Consider the following 26797-nt stretch of genomic DNA (forward strand, 5'->3'; position numbering starts at 1 on the left):
ATATCATTTCCATAAAATGTGAAATACTTGTGAACAAGTTAAGTTTTTTTATTCACAGCATGGAATGATGTTTTTAGAAGTTTTCCAACATAAAACATTGATTAATAGTAAAAAACTAAGGTATAATCGAAATTGAAAATCAATATCAATACCAACAATAAACTTATACATATAGATAAAAATAAGGGAGAGATAAATATGACTACATATACTTCCATCGCTAATGTGATTAAAGAAAGGCGCTCTGTTCGTACATTTACAGACAAAGCAGTAGAAAAAGATTTATTAATTGAACTATTAAACGATGCAACATGGGCACCAAATCATAAGCACCGTGAACCATGGAATTGTAAACTATACATCGGAGAAGGCCGCAAGAAATTAGTAGATGCAGTATTAAACTCTTTCACAGAAGAAGAAAGAGCGAAACGCGGTAAAATTTTATCAGATCGTTTCTTAAGCACGCCTGCACAAATCGTTGTATATATAAATGAAGATCCGCGTCAAATTCAACGTGATGAAGATTACGCTGCAACATGTGCATTTATGCAAAACTTCCAACTTCTTGCTTGGGAACGTGGATTAGGTTGCGTTTGGAAATCAGGCGGATTAAACTACAATCCATTATTTATAGAAGGAATCGGTTTAACAAGAGGCCAACGTATCGTTGGAATTCTTCATATCGGCTATTTCGATAAAGCGCCAGAAGGAAAAGCTCGTACTCCGATTACGGAGAAGATGGAGATTATTGAAGGTTAATAGATGAGACATTCTCGTTTTTGCGGGGGTGTCTTTTTATTATGCAATCAATCCTCATGAAAGCTTGTTTTTCATCATACACTTTCTTAAGGGAAAGTGTAAGGAGGGAAAATAATGAGAGCAAGTGACGATAAAGCACTGCAATATGCGATTGCGGAAATTACGGAAATTGCGACTGGATTTGGGCTTGATTTTTATCCAATGCGTTATGAAATATGTCCAGCGGAAATTATTTATACATTTGGTGCATATGGGATGCCGACAAGGTTTTCACATTGGAGTTTTGGAAAACAATTTTTCAGAATGAAATTACAATACGATTTGGGACTTAGTAAAATATACGAACTCGTTATTAACTCTGATCCATGTTACGCCTTTTTATTAGATACGAACTCTTTAATTCAAAACAAATTAATTGTCGCGCACGTTTTAGCACACTGTGATTTCTTCAAAAATAATATTCGTTTTTCAAATACGAAGCGAGATATGGTAGAGAGTATGGCGGCAACAGCGGACCGTGTGAAAGCGTATGAGCATAAGTACGGAAAAGCAGAGGTAGAAACATTTTTAGATGCCGTACTTGCCATTCAAGAGCATATTGATCCGTCGCTTATGCGTCCGAAGCTCGCATGGAGTATTGATGATTTAGAAGAGGACGAAGTAGAAAAGAAAAAGGTATCACAATACGATGACTTATGGAATTTAGATAACCGAAATAAAAAACAAGAACGCTCTAATATACGTAAAAAGAAGAAAATCCCGCCGCAACCAGAGAAAGATTTACTCCTCTTTATTGAAGAATATAGCCGTGAGCTAGAAGATTGGCAGCGTGATATATTAACGATGATGCGTGAGGAAATGTTATATTTTTGGCCGCAGCTTGAAACGAAAATCATGAACGAAGGCTGGGCGTCCTACTGGCATCAACGCATACTTCGTGAAATGGACTTAACATCTGATGAAGCAATTGAATTTGCAAAATTAAATGCGGGTGTTGTACAGCCATCAAAAACAAGCATTAATCCATACTACCTCGGTATTAAAATGTTTGAAGATATTGAAGAACGGTACAACAATCCAACAGAAGAAATGAAACGACGAGGCGTAAAACCAGGATCTGGCCGTGATAAAATGTTTGAAGTACGCGAAATTGAATGGGACGTATCGTTCCTAAGAAACTACTTAAATAAAGATCTTGTTATGCGAGAAGATATGTACTTATTCCAGCGCCAAGGAAAAGAATATAAAGTAATAGATAAAGAATGGGAGAATGTGCGTGATCAACTCGTAAATATGCGGACAAATGGTGGGTTCCCGTACTTAGTAGTAGAAGATGGAGACTACTTAAAGAACGGAGAATTATACATTAAACATAGTTACGAAGGAATCGAGCTCGATTTAAAATACTTAGAAAAAGTATTACCATATCTTCATCAGCTATGGGGAAGAACGGTGCATATGGAGTCCATTGTGGAGAGTAAGGGCGTTGTGTTTTCTTATGATGGGAAGATGGTGCACCGGAAGTATGTGTGAGGGGAAGAACGGACATAGGATACTGTGTCCGTTCTTTTTTATTTGGAACAAGGTCAAATATGCTATTCTTTAAAAAAGGGAGTTACATAGAGAAATGGAGCGATTCAAATGAGCAAAATAGGGGTATGTAAGGTTGATATTACGCCGCCTGTAGGTATTGATTTTGTCGGATATCATAGAGAGGCAGGCATAAATAATGTTGAAGAACGTATTTACGGGACAGTTTTTGTATTTGAAAAAGATGAAATAAAGACTGTGTTTATAAGCATTGATAATATCGGTATGTTAGTAGAAGATACGAATATGATTCGTGAACGAGTAGCGAGTGAGGTTCATGTGCCAGTTGAGCGAATAACTGTTGTTTATACTCATACGCATTCCGGTCCAGAGACAGTCGGTGATGATCCGCTAGTGCAGTCGTATAAAATGATTTTAGTAAATAATGTAGTACATGGTGCTGTTACTGCAAATAACAATTTAAAGCGATGCGAAGTTGGATGGGGTGTTACGACAGGTGATATTGGGGTCAATCGAAGAGAGAGAACATCTGATGGAAAAGCGAAGATGGGAACAAATATAGATGGTGTTGTAGATAAACGAATTGGTATGTTAGCAATAAGAGATGCTGAAACGAAGGAGTTATCTGGGGTTTTAGTATTTTGTACTGCGCATCCGAATGTTTTAAAAGGTGATAGTGATGAATTATCAGCGGATTATCCTGGAATGACGAGAGAGATTCTAGAGCAGATAGTGAACTGCCCTGTTATTATCGTTCAAGGTGCCGCTGGAAATGTGAATGCGAAATATCGCGGTTCAAGGGAAGCGTTAAAACAAATGGCCTATTTACTTAGTGGACATGTATTAACGATGTTGCCAACAGTTACATATAGCCCAATTGTAAATTTAAGAACAGTTTCGAGTATGATGCAAATGAAGTTGAATGATATTCCTGAATTTGATGAGATACGAAGCATGGCTCGATTAGCCGAGAAGCAGTGGGGCGTGAATACGGACGAATGGCTTACTATCGTATTAGAGAAATATAGGCAAGGTATTCGGCGGTTAAGTATTGATTTAGAAGTGCAACTGTTTCAAGTTAATGATGGGATTTTCTCTGGCATACCGATGGAACCATTTTCAGAAACTGCCCTAGAAATGAAAGAAATCCTTCAAAATGAATTAGTTTTCTTTGGTGGATATATGAACGGATATCTTGGTTATTTACCCACAAAAGACGAATATGCATATGGCGGATATGAAGTAGAATTAAGTCCTATTGTGTATGGAACAGTTACAAATTTGTTAATGCCACCGGGAGAGAATACTGCGGAGCTGATTGTGAAGAAGGTTACGGGTTTATGTAATAAAGTGAACCTTTAATGAGACAGATTTTTGAACGCAGAGTAAAGAATATGACTAAGTGTGTGATTTTGTTAAGTCAACGTAATTAATAATGATTATCATTATTAATTACGTTGACTTTTAAAAAAAGAAAAACTAGAATTTATAAAGGGATCTTCAATTGTTCGCTATCATTTGTATAGGAGGTAAGTTATGGTGTATAGCTTTATTTCTATAAGATGTAGGTTGGCTCTTTATAGTTTTGGTGTTATTTTTATCTTTTTTTGTATAGTATTTTTGGTGAATCAAAAGGTGTATGCAGAAGATGTACCGTGGACATCAGTTTCAAATGAGGGAGAACGTGTACTTTTTCAAGAACAATCTTTGTATAGTGATGATCGAGGGGGAGAAGATCTTGTTTCGCCTTCATTTGAAGGGCGTAAACATGGTAGGGAAGATTGGGGAGCCTTCTTAGAAAATACGAAGTTAAATTATTCACCTAACATTCTTACCTATTCTGTTATAGGAATAGATGATCGAATACGGGTTAATGATACAACTTCATATCCGTATAGTGCCGTAGTCCATATAGCAACTCAGTATAATAGTGGAGAAATTTATGGATGTACAGGAGCACTAATTAGTAAAGATACAGTGCTGACAGCTGGACATTGTATTTACAATAAAGAAATTGGTGGATGGGCAACAAATGTTATTGTAACTCCAGGACGTAATGGAGGACAAGCACCGTATTTACCTTATAAAGGAACAAAACTTTACTCGGTAAGTGGATGGACTGATAACGAAAATTCAAATTATGATTATGGAACGATTAAATTAAATGGGTCTCCAGGAGATTATACAGGTTGGTTTGGATATAGAACTACCTATGTAGAATCACCAAAAGGTTTACTTGCGGTGATTCCTGGATATCCAGCTGATAAAATAGGAAATGAACGTTACACAATGTGGAGAGATTATGGTCCAATTGAAGATGTTAATCCTAGCAGACTAACATACAAGATTGATACTTATGAAGGGCAAAGTGGATCACCTGTATATCATTATTTTGATACAGGTATCAAAATAATAGCCATTCATACAAGAGGGAATAAAAATATGAATTTTGGAAATCGGATAACAGACAATGTGTTTAATAATATTAAAAGATGGTCTGAATAAATATAGTAAATCCATTTGGATTCATTTTCTTAGACTTTGGTATTTAAGAAATTTAAGCGAAATATATTTAACTTCAAGTGAAACTATTGAGTTTGGAAATTTAAATGTAGGTGTAGTTCAGTTATCTAAAACAAGTATGCCCTCATACTACACCATCTTTAGGTATTGATGTAATAGTAAAGAAAGTTATAGAACAGAGCTATATGAAAAAGAACTTGGAAATATCTAAGTTCTTTTTTTGTTTCAAATTTGTGAAAGAAAGACATATTGATTGAAATTAAATTTTTTATACTCTATCATATACCCATACAGGTATAGGTTTTTGTGGTACATGAGAAAATTAAATAATATGGAGGTTTAAAATATGTCCAGAAAAATAGTTGTAGTAGGCGGAGTTGCCGGCGGGGCATCAGTAGCTGCAAGGCTTCGTCGTTTAAGTGAGGAAGATGAAATTATTATGGTTGAACGCGGTGAATACATTTCATTTGCAAACTGTGGATTGCCATATTATATTGGCGGTGTCATTACAGAAAGACAAAAATTATTAGTACAAACTGTTGAAAGGATGTCAAAGCGTTTTAATTTAGATATACGTGTATTGAGTGAAGTGGTAAAGATTAATAAAGAAGAGAAAACAATTACTATAAAGAATGTAACTACAGGTAAAACATATAACGAGGAATATGATGTTTTGATTCTTTCACCAGGGGCGAAACCAATTGTTCCACCTATTCCGGGCATTGAAGAAGCAAAGGCGTTGTTTACGTTACGAAATGTACCTGATACAGATCGTATAAAAGCGTATATTGATGAGAAGAAACCACGTCATGCGACGGTTATTGGTGGTGGATTTATTGGAGTGGAAATGGTTGAGAATTTAAGAGAACGTGGGATTGAAGTTACTCTTGTAGAGATGGCAAATCAAGTAATGCCACCAATCGATTATGAAATGGCAGCATATGTGCATGAGCATATGAACAAGCACAATGTTGAGCTTGTTTTTGAAGATGGTGTAGATGCATTAGAAAAGGGCGGGACTGTTGTACGTTTAAAAAGTGGTTCAATTATAGAGACAGATATGATTATTTTAGCAATTGGTGTACAACCAGAGAGTAGTTTAGCGAAGGATGCAGGATTAGCATTAGGAGTTAGAGGGACGATAAAAGTAAATGAGAAATTTCAAACATCGGATCCACATGTATATGCAATTGGTGATGCGATTGAAGTGAAAGATTTTGTTACAGAAACAGAAACGATGATTCCTTTAGCGTGGCCAGCTAATCGTCAAGGTCGCATGTTAGCAGATATTATTCATGGTCATACGGAGTCTTTATATAAAGGTACGTTGGGAACTTCTGTGGCTAAAGTTTTTGATTTAACAGTTGCTTCGACTGGAGTAAATGAGAAAATATTAAAACGATTAAATATACCCTATGAGGTAGTACATGTACAGGCAAATTCTCATGCAGGATACTATCCGAATGCTACGCCAGTGCTAATAAAATTAATCTTTAATAAAGAAAGCGGAAAAATTTACGGAGCACAGGCTTTAGGGCGTGATGGGGTAGATAAGCGTATCGATGTTATTGCAACGGCAATGAAGGCAAATTTAACTGTAATCGATTTACCAGATTTAGAATTATCATATGCCCCGCCGTATTCTTCTGCAAAAGATCCAGTAAACATGGTGGGGTATGCTGCAAGTAATATAGTAGATGGTTTTGTGGACACAGTGCAATGGCATGAAATAGATCACATTGTTGAAAATGGTGGGTACCTTATTGATGTTCGAGAACCTAATGAACTAAAACAGGGAATGATTAAAGGCTCTATTAATATTCCATTAGATGAATTACGTGATCGATTGGATGAAGTACCAATGGACAAAGAAATATATATCACTTGCCAACTTGGTATGAGAGGGTATGTTGCAGCGCGTATGTTAATGGAAAAGGGATATAAGGTGAAGAATGTAGATGGTGGTTTTAAGTTGTATGGGACAGTATTGCCAGAACGTGTTGTATATTGATATTTTTCATCTTCTACTTCAAGATTTAGTGAAAGATGAAAACCTATAGATTAAGGTTTTAATTTTTGTTTCGCGAACATATAAGACAAAAATTAAAAATAGGGGTTTACAAAATACCCTATAGGGTATAATATATTGTCATAGGTTATAAATGGTGACATAATGGTAATGAGGTGATTATAGAATGGAATATAATCAAGATATGAAAAATAGATTGAAACGTATTGAAGGTCAAGTTCGTGGTGTGCTTCGTATGATGGAAGAAGGAAAAGATTGCCGAGAGGTTATTACACAGTTAACGGCATCTCGTTCTGCCCTTGATCGTACAATTGGACTCGTTGTTGGAACGAATTTAGAGCAATGTTTGCGTGAACAGTTTGAAAGTGGTAATGGTTCAAATGAAGAGTTAATTAAAGAAGCTGTTCAATTACTTGTAAAAAGCCGATAATCTGTCAAACATAAGTGTTGACAGATTTTCAAAAACGTTTTAGTATACCCCTACAGGTATATGTATATAAATTGTGGAGGAATCGATTATGAGTATAAAAGTGGATATGAGTTTAGATGCGAAAGGTTTAGCTTGTCCGATGCCTATTGTGAAAACTAAGAAGGCGATAGAAGGGTTAACACCAGGGCAGGTGATTGAAGTTAAGGCAACAGATAAAGGATCTACGGTAGATATAAAAAGTTGGGCGGGTAAAGTAGGACATCAATATATCGGGACGAAACACGAGGGTGATGTATTGGTGCATTATGTTAGGAAAGCAAACGAGCATGAAGTGAATGAAATTGTGAAATATCCTCATACAATTATGAATGCAGAATTACAGTCTATATTGTCTAATGGAGAAGAGAACATTGTATTAGATGTTCGCGAAGCAGCGGAATTTGCTTTTGGCCATATTCCATCCGCCATTTCGGTACCATTAGGTGAATTAGACAGCGCAGTATTAGATAAGACGAAGCAAATTTATGTTATTTGTCGAACTGGTAACCGCAGTGATGTAGCTTGCCAAATGTTGAAAGAGAAAGGTTTTTCAAATGTGAAAAATGTCATTCCTGGTATGTTAGGGTGGCAAGGAAATGTGGAGAAATAAAATTTTTTAAACAAAAATATACCTATGGGGGTAATTAAATGGACATTAAGATGTTACAAGCAAAAGATGTTGCAGAGAAAGTTTTATTCGGAGAGTTATTCATTTTAGATGTTCGTAATGAGACGGATTATGAAGATTGGAAAATTGAAGGGAAGCAAGTTTCTTCTATTAATAAACCTTATTTTGATTTGTTAGATGGTGTAGATCATATTGTAAGTGAATTACCTAAAGATAAAGATGTTTTAGTAGTATGTGCAAAAGAAGGGTCTTCTATATTTGTGGCAGAGCAATTAACAGAGGTTGGATTACAAAATATTTATTATTTAGTTGGTGGCATGAAAGCTTGGAGTGAATATGTGAAGCCGTTAAAAGTAGGGGATGTACAGGGCGGAGGAAGTATATATCAATTTAATCGTCTTGGAAAAGGCTGTTTATCTTATATGGTTGTTTCTAATGGTGAAGCAGCAGTTATTGATGCAGTAAGAACGGTTGAAGCATATGAGGAGTTTGCGAAAGAGCATGGCGTTACGATTACGAATGTAATGGATACACATTTACATGCAGACCATATTTCCGGAGGACGTAAGTTAGCTGAAAAGGTAGGTGGTACGTATTGGTTACCGCCAAAAGATGCAGAGGAAGTCGTTTTCTCATACGAACCGCTTGTTGAAGGATCTGTTATTACGGTGGGGGGTACTAAAATTGTAATTGACGCATTATACTCACCAGGGCATACGATTGGAAGTACGTCATTCATTGTAGATGATTCTTATTTATTATCAGGCGATATTTTATTTGTAGATTCAATTGGGCGTCCTGATCTTGCTGGTAAGGCTGAAGATTGGGTGAGTGATTTAAGAAATACGTTATATACACTTTATAAGGAACTGTCTCAAGATTTAATTGTTTTACCAGCTCATTATTCAAAAATAAGTGAAATGGATGAAAGAGGCATTGTGAGTGCGAGCTTACAAGATCTATTTAAAGAGAATGTAGGGTTAAATATTGCTGATGAAGTAGAGTTTCGTAAAACTGTGACAGAGAACTTACCGCCACAACCAAATGCATATGAAGAAATTCGTCAAACGAATATGGGGAAAATTCATCCGAGTATGGAAGAAGAGCGTGAAATGGAGATTGGCCCAAATCGTTGTGCAGTGCATGAGTCATTATAAAAATAACAAATTGGAGGAATTGATGATGAATATAAAACAAGTATTAGATGCGAAAGGTTTAGCATGTCCAATGCCGATTGTAAGAACGAAGAAAGCGATGGATACTTTGCAAACTGGAGAAGTGTTAGAAGTACATGTAACGGATAAAGGATCAGTTAAGGATATTCCAGCGTGGGCAAATAAAGGTGGTCATGACATCGTAAAGCATGTAGAAGAAGCTGATGTGCTGAAATTTTGGATTAAGAAGGCGTAGGAAAAAATATTGTTATAAATGCAGAGAGGGTGGTTATATGAACACAATAGTAAGTACGCTTTTCATTGTACTTGCTACATGGTTTGTTATTTCACGATTTTTACCAGTGAAAGGTGTGCAAAATATCAGTGGAAAAGAATTAAAGAATATAGTGGAAAAAAAGGGGAAACAACTTATCGATGTTCGTACAGTAGGTGAATATAGAGGAAATCATATGAAAGGATTTCAGAATATCCCGTTAAATGAGTTAGCTAGTAGAGCAAGTCAGTTAGATAAAAATAAGGAAGTAATCGTTATTTGCCAAAGTGGAATGAGAAGTAAGCAAGCTGCAAAGATGTTGAAAAAACTAGGGTTTCAGCAAGTAATAAACGTTTCAGGTGGTATGAATGCTTTGTGAGGAGGGACTTTAAAATGAAAGAAATGACAGCAAAAGAATTAGAAGAAAAATTGTTACGTAAAGAAGCAGTAAATATCGTAGATGTCCGTGAAGTAGAAGAAGTAGCAGAAGGAAGAATTCCAGAAGCATGTAATATTCCGCTAAGGCTATTAGAGTTTCGAATGCATGAGTTGGATAAAAAGAAAGAGTATATTATCGTTTGTCGCTCTGGCGGAAGAAGTGGAAGAGCAGTTCAGTTTCTAGAGAGCTACGGTTTTCAAGCAATCAATATGATAGGTGGTATGTTAGCGTGGGAAGGTAAAGTCATATAGTGAAGTAAGTGATTTGGGCCTTTTTATAAACAGATAAATACCCCTATAGGTAATTGGAGGGAGAACAATATGGAACAACAGAAGAAAACGACAATCGTGTTATTTAGCGGAGATTACGATAAAGCAATGGCTGCTTATATTATTGCAAATGGTGCAGCGGCGTATGACCAAGAGGTAACTATTTTTCATACTTTCTGGGGATTAAATGCTTTAAGGAAAGATGAACATGTGAATGTAAAGAAAACATTTATAGAAAAAGTATTTGGAAAAATGATGCCACGCGGTGCCGATAAGATGGGATTATCCAAAATGAATTTTGCTGGCATGGGGCCAAAGATGATTAAAGGCATTATGAAAAAACATAACGCAATGCCTTTGCCAGATTTAATTGATTTGGCGAAAGAACAAGGAATTAAACTTGTAGCTTGTCAAATGACAGTAGATTTATTAGGGTTAAAAGAGGAAGAGATTATGGAAGGGGTAGAGTTTGCAGGCGTAGGGGCATATTTAGCAGATGCTTCGGATGGGAATGTAAACTTATTCATTTAAATCACCTTCTTTTTAGAAGGCGGGGGATGTAAGATGAGCTTAGTCGTATTACTTTTTATAATTGGGTTTATAGGATCGTTTATATCAGGAATGGTTGGGATTGGTGGCGCGATTATTAATTATCCAATGATCTTATACATTCCAGTATTGCTAGGATTTACTGGCTATACGTCACATGAAGTGAGCGGTATTACAGCGGTACAAGTATTCTTTGCAACTTTTGCAGGCGCGTGGGCATACCGGAAAAGTAATGACATGAATAAAACGTTAGTTATGTATATGGGAGCTAGTATATTAATAGGAAGCTTCATAGGGAGTTTCGGTGCTAACATATTAGAGGAACATACAGTTAATGTTGTTTATGCAGCATTAGCTACAATTGCAGCTATTATGATGTTTGTACCGAAACAAAATAATAGTGGAGATGTGAAGTATAATAAATGGTTAGCAAGCTTGTTAGCGTTCGTTGTAGGGGGAGCTTCAGGCATTATAGGAGCTGGAGGTTCGTTCCTTTTAGTTCCCATTATGCTAGTTATTTTAAAATTACCACTGCGCATGACGATCGCAACATCTATCGCTATTACGTTTATTTCCTCAATAGGGATTACTACAGGAAAAGTGATTACTGGGCAAGTAGTTATCATTCCAGCTCTAATTATTGCGGTTGCCAGTATATTTGCTGCGCCACTTGGAGCACGAGTCGGGAAGAGGCTAAATCAAAAAGTACTGCAATATGTATTGTCCACTTTAATTGTAGGCACTGCTGTTAAAATGTGGATCGATATGATATCAAAATAAAAGGATGGTGCTGCTTACAGCCCATCCTTTTATTTATTGCCCGTAAACCTAACGGATTATAGTTTTACTTTATGCCCAAATAACTTTCATTAAGTTTTTATATTCGTCATTTGCTAATTTATATAGCATTCTCGTATGTTCAAAGACAAGTGCTGGATTAAAGTTTGGTTCTGAGAATGCAAGAGATGCTGAAATATCAATTGCATTTTGCTTGTTTAATGTGAATTTTGCAAAGCGATAAGATGTGTTTAATTCATTAATAACATGTAAAATATCATTTGTTGATGTTGCATCAGGCACGTGAGCAACATTGAAGCAGTATATATCTACCGTAGGATGTTCGTTTTGGAAAGCAGCGATAAGTTGAATTTTTGCGCCAGCTTCTGTCTCTAATCCTACTGAAAAATGAACAGAGCCATCATTTTCATCTATATTTTCTTCCATGTATATATCGTTGGATTTTAAGTAGTCTTTAAAATCTGAGATGTTATGTTTTACTGCAGCTTTCATATGTATGAGCCCCCTGATAATTGGAATAGATTGCTACTATTTATTATAATTTAAAAATATTAAAAAAGATAGTTAGAAAGTTCTGATTTTTGATTCTGAAGAAATAAAAAGAAGCAGTACTCTACCTCCATAGAGTACTGCTTCTTTACTATTCATTGTCGTTAGACGATGGTTCTGTATCTTCACTGCTATTTTTGTTCTTATTTTTCACTTCATTGTTACTTGATTCGCGTTCACTTGAATTTTCAGACTTAGATTCTTTTGTCTTTTTCGAATCAGAGTCTGAGTCAGACTTTGTATATGCAGGTAGCCCAAGATGAGTACGAAGTTCATTTGTAACATTAGCTAATTCTTTTTTATCTGGATTGTAGTAGTAAGTTCGACCACCACCAGCAGATTTGCTACATGTATCGTCACCTTTTGCCATATAGCAATCATCACCTTGGATTTGTAATTTCTCAATTTCCGAATCCGATCCATATTTATAGAATGAAAGCATATCATCAAATGTTAAGTTTGTAACGAATTGTCCGTTAATATCATCAATGATGTTGCCAACTTTTGTTACAGAACCAACACTTGTTAGTTTCTTTAAAATAGCCTCGATAACGAGTTGTTGACGTTGTCCACGCATTGCATCACTATCGATGTGTCTTGTTCTAGCAAGAGCAAGAGCTTCTTCGCCATTTAACTTTTGAACACCTTTTTCTAGGTGAATTGCCTCAGCATTATCATTGCTATCTTGCTCAGTAAATTCAACTGGTACATCAACTTCAACACCGCCCAAGTCATCGACGATTTTTATAAATGATTTAAAGTTAAATTTCACAAAATAATCGACAGGAACATTCATTAATTTTTCAACTGCATCAATGCTTGCTTGTGGTCCGCCATTTTTTCCGTTTTTAGCAGAACCGAATGCATGAGCGTGTGTAATTTTATCTTTTTTCTTTTCTATTGGAATATAAGTATATGTGTCACGTGGGATACTCAATAGTTTAACAGTTTTGCTATCTTTATTAAATGTTGCAAGTAAAAGCGCATCTGTTCTTATAGCTTCACCATATTCTTTTCCTCGGACATCGCTTTCATCAACACCCATTATTAAAACAGAGACGTTATTTGTAATAGGTTTTACAGCTTTATCTCGTAAATCAGATTTATCACCGCGTGCTAAATCGTGTGCGGCATTTCGAACAGCAGAAGATGCTTTATTTACTAAAAACCAAGTATAACCGCCGCCTATTAATAAAACGAATAGTATAGCGCTTATAATAATTTTTATTTTTTTCTTATTTTTTTTCGGTTTACTGCGTGTATTTTCTTGCAAAGATGGGTTTTGCTCCATTTCTTGTACTCCTTCATTTGGATTGAAATACGACACTCATATCCACTTATTATAATGAAATTTAGCGAAAAAAAACATTACAAATCATTTACATTTCGTAAAAATTCAATTTATTTATAAAAAGTCAGATTTTCTATATATTATTTGTCAGATGTAGAATAAGTATAAGGGCTTTTAGTAGAAATGAAAATATATATTATGAGAAAATGATAGGGAAGTAAGATTTGTTGAAATATATCCAAGAAGAAATGAGTAAGCTTACCTATTTCTTCTATATAATAAAGAAGAATTTGACGGATAAAGGAGAGAGCATAATGAATCATACATCATTCCGAGCAATCGTTGTGAACGAAACGGAAAATCATCAGTTTGTAAGAAAAGTTGTTGAGAGAGAAGTAAGTAGTTTACCTGAGGGAGACGTATTCATACAAGTTCATTATTCTTCATTAAATTATAAAGATGCCCTTTCAGCTACTGGTAATAAAGGGGTTACGAGAACATATCCTCATACGCCGGGAATTGATGCTGCAGGAGAAGTTGTGAGTAGTGAAGATAACTCTTTTAAGGTAGGAGATCAAGTTATTGTAACGGGATATGACTTAGGGATGAATACTTCTGGTGGTTTCGGAGAATATATTCGCGTGCCATCATCTTGGGTCGTGCCTTTACCAGAAGGATTGTCATTAAAGGAAAGTATGATGTATGGGACAGCAGGTTTTACTGCGGCTTTGTCGGTATATAAGCTTATTGGAGCAGGAATCAAGCCTAGTATGGGAGATGTTTTAGTAACGGGTGCTACAGGCGGCGTAGGGAGTGTAGCTGTTAGTATATTAAGTAAGTTAGGGTTTAACGTAGTAGGAGCGACAGGGAAAATGGAAGAGGAACAGATGCTACTACGTCTAGGCGCGAAAAAAGTGATTCATCGCGCGGAATTGAATGATGAATCAGGAAGACCGATGTTAAAAGGGATATACGCCGGAGTTATCGATACTGTAGGTGGGCATATGTTAGAAACAGCTTTAAAAACAGTAAAGTATGGTGGTTGTGTAACGACATGCGGTAATGTGGCAGGCCAGGAACTACAAACAACAGTATATCCATTTATTTTACGAGGCATAAGCCTTTTAGGGGTAGATTCCGTGCAATGTCCAGTGGATGTGAGAAGAGATGTGTGGACGCTTTTAGCGAAAGAATGGGGAAATAAAGAATTACTATCTTATACAGAAGAATGTACATTAGAAGAATTAGAGAAGAAGTTTACACTTATATTGCAAGGAAAGTTAAAAGGAAGAACAGTTGTTAAAATATAATGAAAAAAGAGACGCTTAAGTTAGCGTCTCTTTTTTCATTATAATGATTGTTTTAAATTGATTTTTCCTTGTTCGCCTAAAACACCGTCAGCGATATTTACAGCGTGATCGCCAATGCGCTCTAAGTTACTTACCATATCGACGAAGATGATACTTGCATCACCTGAACAGCTGCGTTCGTTTAGACGTAATACGTGACGTTTACGAAGAACACGTTCCATTTGGTCGATTTTGCGTTCTTTTGCAATAACAGTTTGAGCTAGTTCAGTATCGAAGTTTGTTAAAGCTTCAACTGAGTCTTGCAGTGTTGAAATTGTTAATTCAAGCATTTCGTTTAACTCAGCTAATGCTTCGTTTGATAGTGAAACACGATTTGAAATTTGGAAATCTACAAGTTCTACAAGGTTTTCTACATGATCACCGACACGTTCAATATCTCCAACAACACCTGCTAAAACAGAATGTTTTTCAGAATCCGTAGGTGAAAGTGGCTTTTCTGATAGTAAAACTAAATACTCGGTAATTTTTTTATCTAAATTGTTAATAGCTCCTTCTAGTTGGGTGGCCATGTTTTCATGTTTTTTGTCTTGCGTATTTAAAAATTGATTTGCTTCTTTTAATCCGTGTAATGAAAATTCAGCCATACGCACAATCTCTTTTTGAGCTTCAGTTAAAGCGATGGCTGGAGATTGTTCAATAAAGATTGGATTTAAATGTTGCGGTTTGAAATTAATAGCAGAATCTTCGCCGCGGATAATTTTTGTTACAATCCATGCTAATACTGCAATGAATGGGAACTGAATGATTGTATTTGTTACGTTAAATGTTCCGTGTGCAAATGCAATAGTCATTTCTGGATTCAAGTTTAATGATGTTTGGAAATATTGAATTAAACTTGTAAATGGTACTAATAAAATTGTAAAGATAATTGTACCGATAATATTAAAGATAACGTGAACTAATGCTGCACGTCTTGCTGCAATTGAAGTACCGATTGCTGCTAATACTGCTGTAATTGTCGTACCGATGTTATCACCGAATAATACAGGAAGAGATGCTTGTAAATCGATTGCACCTTGACCGAATAGTTCTTGTAAAATACCGATTGTTGCGCTTGAACTTTGTACAATTAAAGTGAAGACTGTACCGACAACAATTCCTAAAATTGGATTATCACTCATGCTAATCATTAAATCTTGGAATGACTCTAAAGAACGAAGAGGTTTCATACCTGCGCTCATTAATTCTAAACCGAAGAATAGCATACCAAAACCGAATACAACTTGACCTACAGAATGTACTTTTTTATTTTTAAAGAAGAATAGTAAGATCGCTCCAACTGCCATAACTGGGAGAGCATATTCTCCGATTTTAATTCCGATAATAAATGCAGTAACTGTCGTACCGATGTTTGCACCCATAATAACACCGATTGCTTGTCTTAATGTCATAAATCCGGCACTTACAAGTCCGACTGTTAAAGCGGTTGTTCCTGAACTGGATTGGATTAATACAGTAACTAACATACCTGCTAGTACACCCATAAGTGGGTTTGTTGTAAAACGATCTAGAATATCACGAAGACGATCTCCAGCTGCTTGTTGCAGTCCATCGCCCATGTATTTAATCCCGAATAAGAAAATACCTAATCCACCAATGAACTGGAAGATCATATCTTGAACATTATATTCCACGCATTCCACTCCTTAAATTTCATGTACGATGTAATTATTAACTGAACCTTGAGGCACTGTAAACGGTTTGGTAGTAAAATTTACACTAATTTTACAAAGAGAAGAAAAGTTTACAATCCCTTAAAGAAACAGCTGTATTTTATTGGTTTTCATCTTGTATAAATCTTAATTTTGTAAAGAAATCACACTTTTTAGAATAATAATGTCCAGTTGAATATCAAGGAAAGCGTCTGCGAGTTCATCGTATATTTTTTGATGAAAGTTAAAAAAATATGTAGGAAAATGCATGTAGTTTTATAACAGCAAAACGAGGGGAAATAATTTTTTAACACGATAAAAAAGCCACTGATTTATCCAGCAGCTTTTTCCGTGTTTTTATCGCTATGCTTTTGTTTTCTTATGCTTGTAATGTAAATGAAGAGAAAAGCAATAAGTAATAGAGAGGAGTAACGATATACAGTTGCATAGTTTGTAAAATGAGCAATAAATCCAAATATAATAGCTCCAGCGCCGATTCCAAGGTCAAATGCGGAGAAGAATGTAGCCGTTGCTACGCCGCGTCGATGCGGTGCTACGCGGTCAATCATCCATGCTTGTAGTGCAGGTTGGATCGCTCCAAAACCACTTCCGTAACATGCTGCAGCAATAATTAAGCTCGGAATTGTCGTCGTATACGACAATAAAATAATACCTGTAAACGTTATAATAACTCCCGGAATAATGACGAATGTATGGCCTTTTGCATCATATAGCTTTCCAGAGAATGGACGAGTTACAGCGATTGCTAGTGCGTTACATAAAAAGAAGAGGCTAATATCAGCTATGCCCACTTCTGTAGCAAATAGTGTGATAAAACTTCCGATTCCTCCGTACATTAATGTAATACATAATATTAATAATGAAGGAAGTAAAGCTTTACGCTCAATAAATCCATCGAGAAAAGTACTAGATGATTGTTGTGGAGGCTGTTTCGTTTTTTGGATTTGAAGTAGTTTCGTTAATATTAATGAAACAATTGTGCACGATAATGCACATAAAAAAAGAATTGTGAAGTTATATGTTTGCATAAGCCATAGTCCGATAAGTGGACCGAGGGCCATTGCGATTGTTCCAGAAAGACCAAAATATCCCATGCCTTCTCCGCGGCGAGCTGAGGGAATTAAATCAGAAACGACAGTTCCATATGTAGTCGTTGTAATACCGAAACCAGCTCCGTGTAAAATACGAACAGCAAGCAAGAGAAAGATAGTTGAGGCGAAAAGGTAACTGCCCATAGCAAGTAAACAAATAGCAGTACCGATCATTAAAATGATTTTTTTATTGAATTTTTGCAAGGCATTCCCAGTTAGCGGTCTAACAAAAAGTGCCGCAACGGTAAACATGCCGACAACCAATCCGATATTGGAACTTGTGCCACCAATTTCTTTCACATAAACAGGTAAGGTTGGAATTAACATTTGAAACCCTAAAAACATACATAAGTTTGCAAAAATTAAAGCAACAAACTCTTTTGTCCATAACGGTTCTCGTTTTACGAGTATTGCTTCTCCCATATATTCATCCCCTATATAAAATTTTCTCTTTTCTTTCGAGTATATGTATTGGCCAATGAAACAGTCAAGGAAGGTGTCTTGAAAACGGATAACAATTTTTAAGATGAAAAACTGACAAATTTGTGTAAAAGCTACACAACTATGAAAAAAAGATGTAAAGTATAGATGTATAGACTTGTAGGTGTTAAGAATGATAGAAATTGTTTTTTCTTTAAAGAAAGCGGATTCAAAAGGGTAGTGAACAAGAAGGGGATATATACTTTTTCACTACATATATTTGAAAAGGTTTACAATATGATGAAGAAAGAGGCGTGTACATATGAGACGATTAGGTATTTCTATTTATCCAGAACATTCAACAGTAGAGAAAGATAAGGAGTATTTAACATTAGCAAGTAAATATGGATTTACACGTGTGTTCACATGTTTATTATCTGTGGATGGAGAAAAAGAGAAAATTATAGAAGAATTTAAAGAAACGATCTCTCATGCGAATGCATTAGGGTTCCAAGTATTAGTTGATATTAGTCCATCTGTTTTTGAACAATTAGGTATTTCGTATAATGATTTATCATTCTTCCATGAATTAGGTGCGTACGGTATTCGTTTAGATGTTGGTTTCTCAGGATTAGAAGAATCAATTATGACTTATAATCCGTATGGTTTGAAAATTGAGATTAATATGAGTAATGGTACGAAGTATGTAGATAACATTATGAGTCATAGACCAAATCGTGAAAATTTAATTGGTTGTCATAATTTTTATCCGCATCGTTATTCAGGATTATCATACGATCATTTCATTAAATGCTCGAAACAATTTAAAGATTACGGTATGAGAACGGCTGCTTTTATTTCATCATTTGATGCAACATACGGACCTTGGCCAGTAACAGAAGGGTTATGTACATTAGAGCAGCATCGTGAATTACCGATGACAACACAGGCGAAGCATTTATTTGCGACGGAATTAATTGATGATGTTATTATTGCAAACGCATATGCGTCAGAAGAAGAATTACAAGCACTAGGTGCATTAAATAAAGAGAAACAAACATTTGATATAGAACTATATGATACAACGACAGAATTAGAAAGAATTATCGTATTAGACGAACCACATTTTTATCGCGGAGATGTATCTGAATATATGATTCGTTCTACACAAAGTCGTGTGAAATATAAAAAAGAAGAGTTTAAACCTCATAATACGCGTGAAATTAAGCGTGGAGATTTATTAATTGATAATGAACAATATGGCCAGTATAAAGGCGAATTACAAATTGCATTAAAAGATATGGTGAATACAGGAAAAACAAATGTAGTTGGTCGAATTATAGAAGAAGAAATTTTCTTATTAGATTATTTACAAGCATGGGATAAATTCGGGTTCACATTAAAGAAATAGAGAGAATATAAAGGGGAAAAACTACTGATTTCAGCAGCTTTTCCCCATTTATATATAAAGAGCGAGAGGAAGAGCTATGACAAAGGTGCATCAGCGATTAATTTCTATTTTAGAGGAGTTTTTAGAAGAGAAATCGATGTTAAATCGAGCTTTTTTAGCGGGCCGTTTACATGTATCGACGAAGACGATTCAAAAGGATATAAAATTATTAAATGATATATTGGAAGAAAACGGAGCGAAAATCGAATCGCAAAGAGGGACTGGGTACGAATTAGAAATTATACAAACGAAGAAATTTGAAGACTTTTGTGTGAGTCTATTTCAAAAACAGACGGAAAAGATCCCAACTTCTTATGAAGAAAGAATAGCGTATATTCTGCATCGTGTTTTAACGACAGAGGGATATGTGAAGCTTTCAGAATTAGCAGAAGAGATTTATGTGAGCAAATCAACGGTCAATTTAATTATGAAAGATGTTACAGATATATGTAGTCGCTATAAATTACAAATTGAGAAGAGACCGTATTATGGTATACGTATTGTTGGAGAGGAATTTAATATTCGTTCTTGTTTATCACAATATGGTTTACCGCGTTATGACCATACTCCGTTTCATGAGCAATTTGAGCAGACGGAGACGTATTTATCGCTACCTCATATATCACTCATTCGTTCAATTATATTAAAGTATATTGAAGGCGGAACAATATATTTATCTGATATAGAAATTGATAATTTGGTCATTCATATTGCAATCGCATTAAAGCGTTGTCAAAGTCAACATTATATGAAAGGACTGCATGCGGAGCAATCAGAACTTATAATAAAGAAAGAATATACAATTGCGAAGCAGATTTTAGGAGATTTAGAGAAAGAGTTAAAATTTTCATTTCCAGAAGAAGAAGTATTATATGTGACGATGCATTTATTAAGTACTGCTGTTACAACGAGAGATCGCTATGAAAATGTAGAAGAGCTATTAGGGAAAGATATATATGCATTTATGCAACATATTCTTTTTAAAGTAGCGGAAGAACGGAATCTTATTTTTTATTATGACGAAGAATTATTATTTGGATTTGGTATTCATTTAAAAACGTTATTAAATCGTTTGAAGTATAAGTTAAATACGAGAAATCCTCTTTTGGCAGAAGTGAAAAAGAATTATCCGTATGCTTTTGAAATTGCGGTTCTTGTTGGAGATATCATTGGTGAATATACGGGTGAATCGATCCCTGAAAGTGAAATTGGCTATATTGCAATTCACTTCGGCGGAGCGATGAGCCGTTTGCAGGAGCAAAATCAAAAGAAAAGATGCTTATTAGTTTGTGCGACTGGTCAAGGAAGTGCACAACTATTAAAATATAAAATTTTATCACAGTTCCGAGATAAATTAGAGATTGTAGGTATTACAGGCTATTATCAATTGAAAGTAGAAGATCTTTATAAAGAAAAAATAGATTGTATTATTAGTACGATTCATATACCGAGTGGCTTGCCTGTTCCAGTTATAAAAGTGAATTCAATATTTGATGATAAAGAGATTAAATCGATTGGTCAGCGGTTGTTTACGCATGTGAATACTAGTGTGCAGCCTTATATTAAGGAAGATTTAATCTTTTTAAATCATAGTGCTTCTACGAAAGAGGATGTTATTCAGTTTTTATGTGAGAAAGCTGCTGAGAAACATTATGTACAAGAAAACTTTTATGCTTCTGTTATGGAAAGAGAAAATACGTCTCCGACAGCGGTTGGGAATTCAGTTGCAATCCCGCATCCGATGCAGTTATTAAGTGAGGAAACTTTTTTGATGTTTTGCACACTTGAAAAGGCTGTTGATTGGGGAGATAAAAAAGTACAAGTAATTATTTTATTTAGTGTAAAGCGCAATAATAATGAAGATTTGCAAAGGCTTTATGATTTTTTATATGATATTATGTCTAGTCAAACTACGATAGAGAAACTTACTCAGACCGAGGTAATTGAAGATTTTCAAGAGATTTTATTATCATTTTGAAAAAGTATATAAAAACTTCCGTTACATAACGGAAGTTTTTTATGTTTAATTGTATGCGTTTTCATAATAAGATAAAAATATAGAAAACATATAGCTTGGGGGAATTTAAAATGGCTGATATGCAAACTCCATTTGCGTTAATTTTACATGGTGGCAATGCGAGAAGTGCAGCGCTTGAAGCAATCGCTTTTGCAAGACAAGGAGATTTTGAGAATGCGGGTGAAAAGATGAAACTTGCTAGTGAGGAAATTTCAGCAGCGCATCGTATTCAAACGGATTTAATTCAAGAAGAGGCAAGAGGAATTCATGCAGAAATCAGTTTACTGTTAGTGCACGCACAAGACCATTTAATGAATGCAATTACGGTGAAAGAACTAGCTGAAGAATTTATTACTCTTCATAAACGAGTAGAAGAGAAAGTGACAGTATAAGATGTATATTTTATTATGTTGTGCAGCAGGTATGTCAACGAGTATGGTCGTAAGAAAAATGCAAGAAGAGGCAAAGAAACAGGGGAAGAATTATAAAATTAAGGCGGTTGATTCAGAACTTGTGAAACTTGAAATAAAAGAAGCCGATGTCGTTTTAATCGGTCCACAAGTGAAATATTTATTTCCAGCTGTAGAGTTTCTTGCAAACTCATACAACATACCAGTTGCAATTATAGACCAACGAGATTATGGCATGTGTGATGGTTTGAAAGTGCTTAGGCAAGCAGAACAATTAGTTTTAGCATAATTATATCTTTTTAAATATAAACATTATAATGTTATAAAGTTTATTTCATTCTTTTATAGTAGAGAGAAAGAGGAGGGCTATTGATGAATGGGTTTATGAGTTTTATGGAACAAAAGATTATGCCAACAACGCAAAAAATTGCAGGACAACGACATTTATTGGCAATTCGAAATGGGGTTATTTCTACATTACCGTTAACGATCGTCGGGTCATTTTTCGTTATCTTTTTAAATTTACCAATTGATGCATATATGGAATGGATTGCACCGTTTCGCCATATTTTAGATATTCCATTCCGATTTACAGTAGGACTAATGGCCTTATACGCAGCGTTTGGAGTAGGGGCTTCGCTCGCGAACTTTTATCAGCTCAATCAATTAAGTGCAGGGCTACTATCTGTACTCGCCTTTTTACTAGCATCAGTTGAACCAATTCAAATTACGAAAGCTGTACCAGGTGTTATTGATGCAGGTCGATATATTTCAGTAGGAACATTAAGTGCAACGTCTTTATTCGGCGCAATTGTTACAGCATTAATTGCAGTAGAAATTTATCATTTTATGATTAAGCATAATATTTCAATAAAATTACCAGACAGTGTACCACCAGCAGTTTCAAATTCGTTTGCAGCATTAATTCCAACATTAGTAGTTATTCTTTTATTTTGGGGCATTCGCTACGGTTTGAAATTCGATGTAAATACAACAATTACATATTTAATCGCACCATTAAAATCAGTACTAGTAGGAAATAACTTATTCGGTGGTTTATTAACAGTATTCTTAATCGTGTTCTTCTGGTCATTTGGTATACATGGACCGGCGATTTTAGGACCAATCATTCGTCCGATGTGGGATTCAGCAATTCTTGAAAATATGGAAGTGTTCACGGCTACAGGAAATGCACATCAGTTACCAAACTTATTTACAGAGCAATTCATTCAATGGTTCGTATGGATTGGCGGATCAGGCTCAACGTTAGCTTTAGTAATTATGTTTATGTTCTCTAAATCTAAGTTCCTAAAAGAGTTAGGTAGATTATCATTCGTACCAGGTTTATTCAATATTAACGAGCCAATTATTTTCGGGGCTCCGATTGTAATGAACCCAATCTTAATTATTCCGTTCGTTATTACACCGCTAGTGACAACGACAGTATCATATTTCGCAGTTGTTTCAGGTATGATTCCACTCATGATGGCGAAACTGCCATTTACGATGTTAGCACCAATTGCAGCGATTATTAGCACGGACTGGACAATTATGGCTGGTGTACTTGTACTTGTTAACTTTGCGATCTCATTCGTTATTTACTATCCATTCTTCAAAATGTATGAGAAACAACAATTAGCAGGAGAGGAGAAAACAGAATGCTCGGAGCAATTATCATCTTAATTACATTCGTGGTCGGACAGTGTATTGCCCATTATTCGAAATGGGTACAAAGTAAATCTTTATTAGTGTTACTACTAGTATCAGTTTTATTTATCAGTTGTTCAATGGGTGCATATGTAATGTTAGGATTGCAATCACCTTACGTAATTATTGTACCGACAATTTTATGTGCAACGTGTTTATCTGCAAAATATAGATTTACGAGCATGGCATTAATACAACGCGTGAAGGAGATGCAAAAGCATGGAGCGTAAATTAGGAATTTCACTTTATCCAGAACATTCAACGAAAGAAAAAGATATGGCTTATATTTCCGCAGCGGCACGACACGGTTTTTCAAGAATATTTACTTGTTTGTTATCTGTGAATCGTCCGAAAGAAGAAATTGTAGCTGAATTTAAAGAAATTATTAATCATGCGAAAGATAACAATATGGAAGTTATTTTAGATGTAGCTCCGGCTGTGTTTGATCAGCTTGGTATTAGTTATAGCGATCTATCATTTTTCGCAGAGTTAGGCGCAGACGGTATTCGTTTAGATGTAGGTTTTGACGGATTAACGGAAGCGAAAATGACGAATAATCCGTACGGTTTAAAAATTGAGTTAAATGTAAGTAACGATATTGCGTACTTAGAGAATATTCTTTCGCATCAAGCGAATAAATCAGCTTTAATTGGTTGTCATAATTTTTATCCGCAAAAATTCACTGGTCTTCCGTACGATTATTTCATTCGTTGTAGTGAACGCTTTAAAAAGCATGGTATTCGCAGTGCAGCATTTATTACATCACATGCCGCAAACATTGGTCCATGGGATATTAACGACGGATTATGTACGTTAGAAGAGCATCGTAATTTACCAATTGAAGTACAAGCGAAGCATTTATGGGCAACAGAGCTAATCGATGATGTCATTATCGGAAATGCTTATGCGAGTGAGGAAGAGTTAGAGAAACTAGGAAACTTAAATCGCTACATGTTACAGCTAAAAGTGCACTTTGTAGACGAAGTGACTGAAGTAGAGAAGAGAGCTACGCTGCAAGAATTACACGTAAGACGCGGCGACATAACAGAGTATATGGTACGTTCTACAGAAGTACGTAAAAAGTACAAAGACTATGACTTCCCAGTGCGTGAAAGTGTGCTACAGGAAAGAGGGCAAGTTGTAATTGGAAATAATTCATTTGGTAAGTATAAAGGTGAACTGCAAATCATTTTAAAAGAAATGCCGATAGATGAACGGAAAAATATCGTCGGTACAATTGCGGAAGAGGAGCTATTCTTACTAAATTATGTAGGAGCTTGGACGCAGTTTACTTGTGTGGAATAGGGAAGATAGGGGGCGTTCCAAATTTTGGACCGCCTTTTTAATATTAAAGTACTTTTAACGTCAAAATTTGTCGGTAAATCGATATCTCTTGTCGAATCGTTGATATATTATAAGTTACGATAGATATATTCGAAAAATCGTTGATATATTGTAGGTTACGATAGATATATTTGAAAAATCGTTGATATAATTTCATTTACTATGTCATTTTTCAGTAGTTTAATAGAGTAAAAAAAGAGCCAGCCTCAACGATGAGACTGACTCTTTTTTACTAACTAGTTTAATACTTTAACTGTAACTGTTTTACGTCCCCAGCTACTTGATGTACCTTTATCTGGCATTAAAACGTCGATTTTATTACCTTTAATAGCTCCACCAGTATCACCAGCGATTGCTACTCCGTAACCTTCAACCCATACTTTTGAACCTAATGGAATTACACTTGGATCAACTGCAATAAGTTTCATGTTTGGATTAGCTGTTAAGTTATGACCTAAAGCTGATTTTACTTGGTCGCCTGCTTTATAACCATTTTCAAGTGGATCTGCTGTGTAAGCTGTTGCTACAACTTGGAATTCACGAGAAGAAGATTGTGTGTTTTTCTCAGTTTCTTTTGCAACAGGTTGTTGTGTAGCTGGTTTTTGAACTTTATTAGCCGCTTCACGATCAGCTGCCTCTTGAGCCTTAGCTGCTTTACGAGCCTCAGCTGCTGCCTCTTGAGCTTTAGCTGCTTCACGAGCTTCAGCATCTGCCTGAGCTTTAGCTTCTGCTTGAGCCTTAGCTGCTTCTTGAGCTTTAGCCGCTGCTTGAGCTTCAGCTGCTGCCTGAGCTTTAGCTGCTTCACGAGCTTTAGCCGCTTCTTGAGCTTTAGTTTCTGCTTGAGCTTCAGCGTCTGCCTGAGCTTTAGCTTCTGCTTGAGCCTTAGCTGCTTCACGAGCTTTAGCTGCTTCCTGAGCTTTAACTTCTGCTTGAGCTTCAGCCGCTTCACGAGCTTTAGTTGCTTCTTGAGCTTTAGCTTTTGCTTGAGTTTCAGCTACTTCCTGAGCTTTAACTGCTTCACGAACTTTAGCTGTATCTTGAACATTAGTCGTTTTTTCAACTTTAACTACTGGTTGAACTTTAACTGGTGCTTTACCTGTTAAGTAAGGAACATGAACATAAGCTGTTTTTCCGTTATATTCAAATTGAATCCAATCATTCTGTACTTGGTGTGTTGTTTCAATTACATCATCTTTTTTCAACTTACCAAGAATTTCTGAGTCTGTGTTTGCTCCAGCACGTACGTTTAATACGTTTGCTGTGACGTAGTAAGTGTCTTTTGTATAGTCAGCGCTTATGAAAGCTTCTTTACCGCTATTCAATTGAACTTTTGACCAACCATTTTCTGTATGTAAAACATTTACTTTATATCCATCTAATAATTTTCCTACAACTTTTGATTCAGTAGTTGGGTTTTCTCGTACGTTTAGTACGTCAGTCGTTACGATCGTTTCTGCTTTAGCAGATGTTGTGAAAATCCCAAGACCAAAAACCGCTGCTGTTGCTATACCCATAAATTTTTTCATAATAGCCTCCATTGCATTTGTTTTCGTTGACCTCATTATAGCAACCATTATTTTCTTATTTGCGAAAAACATATAATTACAAAGCTTTCGTAACGGGGCATTAATATTCTGTAACAATTCCATAAATATCCTGATAGCGCTTCCTTGTTGTTTTTTGGCGTATTAGGGCATGTAAAACACAAAATGAGTAGTATTTCAATTACTGTAACATTAATAATGTTACAGTAATGTTTCTTGAGGATATCTATAGTGTTACGAAAACAGCTTATTTTACTGTTTAAATGAAAAAATAGTTATGGGATAATAACCTTTTTAGATGTGAAAAGATATAAATGAGGTGAAATTTAATGAAATATCGATATAATTGTTACAAAATCAGTCGAAGCATGGAAAAAATTACGCCTTGATTTTCGTCTGTTACATAGTATTTTTGCAATAATAGGATTAGATAATAGCCTTAGTACCTATAAATAATGAAGAGTATTAGAATGATAGTTGTAACATGAA

At 35.5% G+C, this 26797-nt stretch carries 26 protein-coding genes; 21 read left to right on the top strand and 5 right to left on the bottom strand.

Annotated features, from left to right (window positions below; genetic code table 11):
• The first annotated feature begins 198 nt into the window (after nucleotides 1-198).
• The 13 genes from BM089_RS26035 (at nucleotide 199) to BM089_RS26100 (ending at nucleotide 11424) form a co-directional block, all read left to right on the top strand.
• Nucleotides 199-759 carry a nitroreductase family protein gene (locus BM089_RS26035; protein ID WP_000214819.1) on the top strand — a complete coding sequence of 187 codons (561 nt, stop codon included), beginning with the start codon at nucleotides 199-201 and terminating at the stop codon, nucleotides 757-759.
• A 114-nt stretch (nucleotides 760-873) separates the two neighbouring features.
• On the top strand, nucleotides 874-2292 hold the full coding sequence (gene spoVR, locus BM089_RS26040) for a stage V sporulation protein SpoVR (RefSeq protein ID WP_072939945.1): 1419 nt from the start codon (nucleotides 874-876) through the stop codon (nucleotides 2290-2292).
• A gap of 108 nt (nucleotides 2293-2400) precedes the next feature.
• Nucleotides 2401-3672 carry a neutral/alkaline non-lysosomal ceramidase N-terminal domain-containing protein gene (locus tag BM089_RS26045; protein ID WP_086422277.1) on the top strand — a complete coding sequence of 424 codons (1272 nt, stop codon included), beginning with the start codon at nucleotides 2401-2403 and terminating at the stop codon, nucleotides 3670-3672.
• A 174-nt stretch (nucleotides 3673-3846) separates the two neighbouring features.
• A complete protein-coding gene (locus BM089_RS26050; RefSeq protein WP_065228331.1) occupies nucleotides 3847-4815 on the top strand; it encodes a trypsin-like serine peptidase in 969 nt (322 codons plus the stop codon).
• A gap of 364 nt (nucleotides 4816-5179) precedes the next feature.
• The gene (cdr, locus tag BM089_RS26060; RefSeq protein ID WP_086422274.1) at nucleotides 5180-6844 is read left to right on the top strand and encodes a CoA-disulfide reductase; all 1665 of its coding nucleotides are present in this window, start codon (nucleotides 5180-5182) and stop codon (nucleotides 6842-6844) included.
• 184 nt (nucleotides 6845-7028) lie between these two features.
• Nucleotides 7029-7292 (top strand): metal-sensitive transcriptional regulator, encoded by a 264-nt coding sequence (locus tag BM089_RS26065; RefSeq protein WP_000456206.1) that lies wholly within the window; start codon nucleotides 7029-7031, stop codon nucleotides 7290-7292.
• Nucleotides 7293-7380: 88 nt separating this feature from the next.
• Entirely contained in the window at nucleotides 7381-7941 is a 561-nt protein-coding gene (locus BM089_RS26070) for a sulfurtransferase TusA family protein (RefSeq protein ID WP_090978460.1), read from the top strand.
• Nucleotides 7942-7979: 38 nt separating this feature from the next.
• A complete protein-coding gene (locus tag BM089_RS26075; RefSeq protein ID WP_090978462.1) occupies nucleotides 7980-9116 on the top strand; it encodes an MBL fold metallo-hydrolase in 1137 nt (378 codons plus the stop codon).
• Nucleotides 9117-9138: 22 nt separating this feature from the next.
• The gene (locus BM089_RS26080) at nucleotides 9139-9369 is read left to right on the top strand and encodes a sulfurtransferase TusA family protein (RefSeq protein ID WP_016513699.1); all 231 of its coding nucleotides are present in this window, start codon (nucleotides 9139-9141) and stop codon (nucleotides 9367-9369) included.
• Nucleotides 9370-9406: 37 nt separating this feature from the next.
• Entirely contained in the window at nucleotides 9407-9766 is a 360-nt protein-coding gene (locus BM089_RS26085; RefSeq protein ID WP_016513698.1) for a rhodanese-like domain-containing protein, read from the top strand.
• 14 nt (nucleotides 9767-9780) lie between these two features.
• Nucleotides 9781-10077: a rhodanese-like domain-containing protein gene (locus BM089_RS26090; protein ID WP_044783308.1), complete on the top strand. Its 297-nt coding sequence runs from the start codon at nucleotides 9781-9783 to the stop codon at nucleotides 10075-10077.
• A 69-nt stretch (nucleotides 10078-10146) separates the two neighbouring features.
• Entirely contained in the window at nucleotides 10147-10626 is a 480-nt protein-coding gene (locus BM089_RS26095) for a DsrE/DsrF/DrsH-like family protein (RefSeq protein WP_000437741.1), read from the top strand.
• Between the two features lie 33 nt (nucleotides 10627-10659).
• Nucleotides 10660-11424: a sulfite exporter TauE/SafE family protein gene (locus tag BM089_RS26100; protein ID WP_000060742.1), complete on the top strand. Its 765-nt coding sequence runs from the start codon at nucleotides 10660-10662 to the stop codon at nucleotides 11422-11424.
• A gap of 69 nt (nucleotides 11425-11493) precedes the next feature.
• Here the strand turns inward: BM089_RS26100 and BM089_RS26105 are convergent, their stop codons facing one another.
• Nucleotides 11494-11934 carry a hypothetical protein gene (locus BM089_RS26105; protein ID WP_000642361.1) on the bottom strand — a complete coding sequence of 147 codons (441 nt, stop codon included), beginning with the start codon at nucleotides 11932-11934 and terminating at the stop codon, nucleotides 11494-11496.
• A 148-nt stretch (nucleotides 11935-12082) separates the two neighbouring features.
• Nucleotides 12083-13282 carry an LCP family protein gene (locus tag BM089_RS26110; protein WP_086402826.1) on the bottom strand — a complete coding sequence of 400 codons (1200 nt, stop codon included), beginning with the start codon at nucleotides 13280-13282 and terminating at the stop codon, nucleotides 12083-12085.
• Between the two features lie 314 nt (nucleotides 13283-13596).
• Between BM089_RS26110 and BM089_RS26115 the strand changes: the two genes are divergently transcribed.
• Nucleotides 13597-14592, top strand: a complete 996-nt coding sequence (locus tag BM089_RS26115; protein WP_086402827.1) for a YhdH/YhfP family quinone oxidoreductase — start codon at nucleotides 13597-13599, stop codon at nucleotides 14590-14592.
• A gap of 38 nt (nucleotides 14593-14630) precedes the next feature.
• On the opposite strand, the gene BM089_RS26120 is transcribed toward BM089_RS26115, so the two are convergent.
• On the bottom strand, nucleotides 14631-16286 hold the full coding sequence (locus BM089_RS26120; protein ID WP_090978464.1) for a Na/Pi cotransporter family protein: 1656 nt from the start codon (nucleotides 16284-16286) through the stop codon (nucleotides 14631-14633).
• Between the two features lie 350 nt (nucleotides 16287-16636).
• Nucleotides 16637-17839 (bottom strand): MFS transporter, encoded by a 1203-nt coding sequence (locus tag BM089_RS26125; protein ID WP_000503255.1) that lies wholly within the window; start codon nucleotides 17837-17839, stop codon nucleotides 16637-16639.
• 319 nt (nucleotides 17840-18158) lie between these two features.
• Here BM089_RS26125 and BM089_RS26135 point away from each other — a divergent pair, with 319 nt between their 5' ends.
• From BM089_RS26135 to BM089_RS26165, 7 genes are all read left to right on the top strand, one after another.
• Nucleotides 18159-19247: a DUF871 domain-containing protein gene (locus BM089_RS26135; protein ID WP_001253350.1), complete on the top strand. Its 1089-nt coding sequence runs from the start codon at nucleotides 18159-18161 to the stop codon at nucleotides 19245-19247.
• Between the two features lie 76 nt (nucleotides 19248-19323).
• A complete protein-coding gene (locus tag BM089_RS26140) occupies nucleotides 19324-21264 on the top strand; it encodes a BglG family transcription antiterminator (protein WP_090978466.1) in 1941 nt (646 codons plus the stop codon).
• A gap of 110 nt (nucleotides 21265-21374) precedes the next feature.
• Nucleotides 21375-21695 (top strand): PTS lactose/cellobiose transporter subunit IIA, encoded by a 321-nt coding sequence (locus BM089_RS26145; RefSeq protein ID WP_090978468.1) that lies wholly within the window; start codon nucleotides 21375-21377, stop codon nucleotides 21693-21695.
• Nucleotide 21696: 1 nt separating this feature from the next.
• On the top strand, nucleotides 21697-22002 hold the full coding sequence (locus tag BM089_RS26150) for a PTS sugar transporter subunit IIB (protein ID WP_000275645.1): 306 nt from the start codon (nucleotides 21697-21699) through the stop codon (nucleotides 22000-22002).
• An 83-nt stretch (nucleotides 22003-22085) separates the two neighbouring features.
• A complete protein-coding gene (locus BM089_RS26155; protein WP_001013057.1) occupies nucleotides 22086-23396 on the top strand; it encodes a PTS sugar transporter subunit IIC in 1311 nt (436 codons plus the stop codon).
• On the top strand, nucleotides 23372-23650 hold the full coding sequence (locus tag BM089_RS26160; RefSeq protein ID WP_090978470.1) for a hypothetical protein: 279 nt from the start codon (nucleotides 23372-23374) through the stop codon (nucleotides 23648-23650). The genes BM089_RS26155 and BM089_RS26160 overlap by 25 nt, the downstream gene beginning before the upstream one ends.
• A complete protein-coding gene (locus BM089_RS26165) occupies nucleotides 23640-24725 on the top strand; it encodes a DUF871 domain-containing protein (protein ID WP_090978472.1) in 1086 nt (361 codons plus the stop codon). The genes BM089_RS26160 and BM089_RS26165 overlap by 11 nt, the downstream gene beginning before the upstream one ends.
• Nucleotides 24726-25000: 275 nt before the next feature.
• Here the strand turns inward: BM089_RS26165 and entC are convergent, their stop codons facing one another.
• Entirely contained in the window at nucleotides 25001-26413 is a 1413-nt protein-coding gene (gene entC / locus BM089_RS26170) for a cell wall-binding protein EntC (RefSeq protein WP_139213334.1), read from the bottom strand.
• Nucleotides 26414-26797: the final 384 nt, after the last annotated feature.

Origin of the sequence: Bacillus sp. 5mfcol3.1, from assembly GCF_900114335.1 — a bacterium.
In the GTDB taxonomy this organism is placed as follows: domain Bacteria; phylum Bacillota; class Bacilli; order Bacillales; family Bacillaceae_G; genus Bacillus_A; species Bacillus_A thuringiensis_S.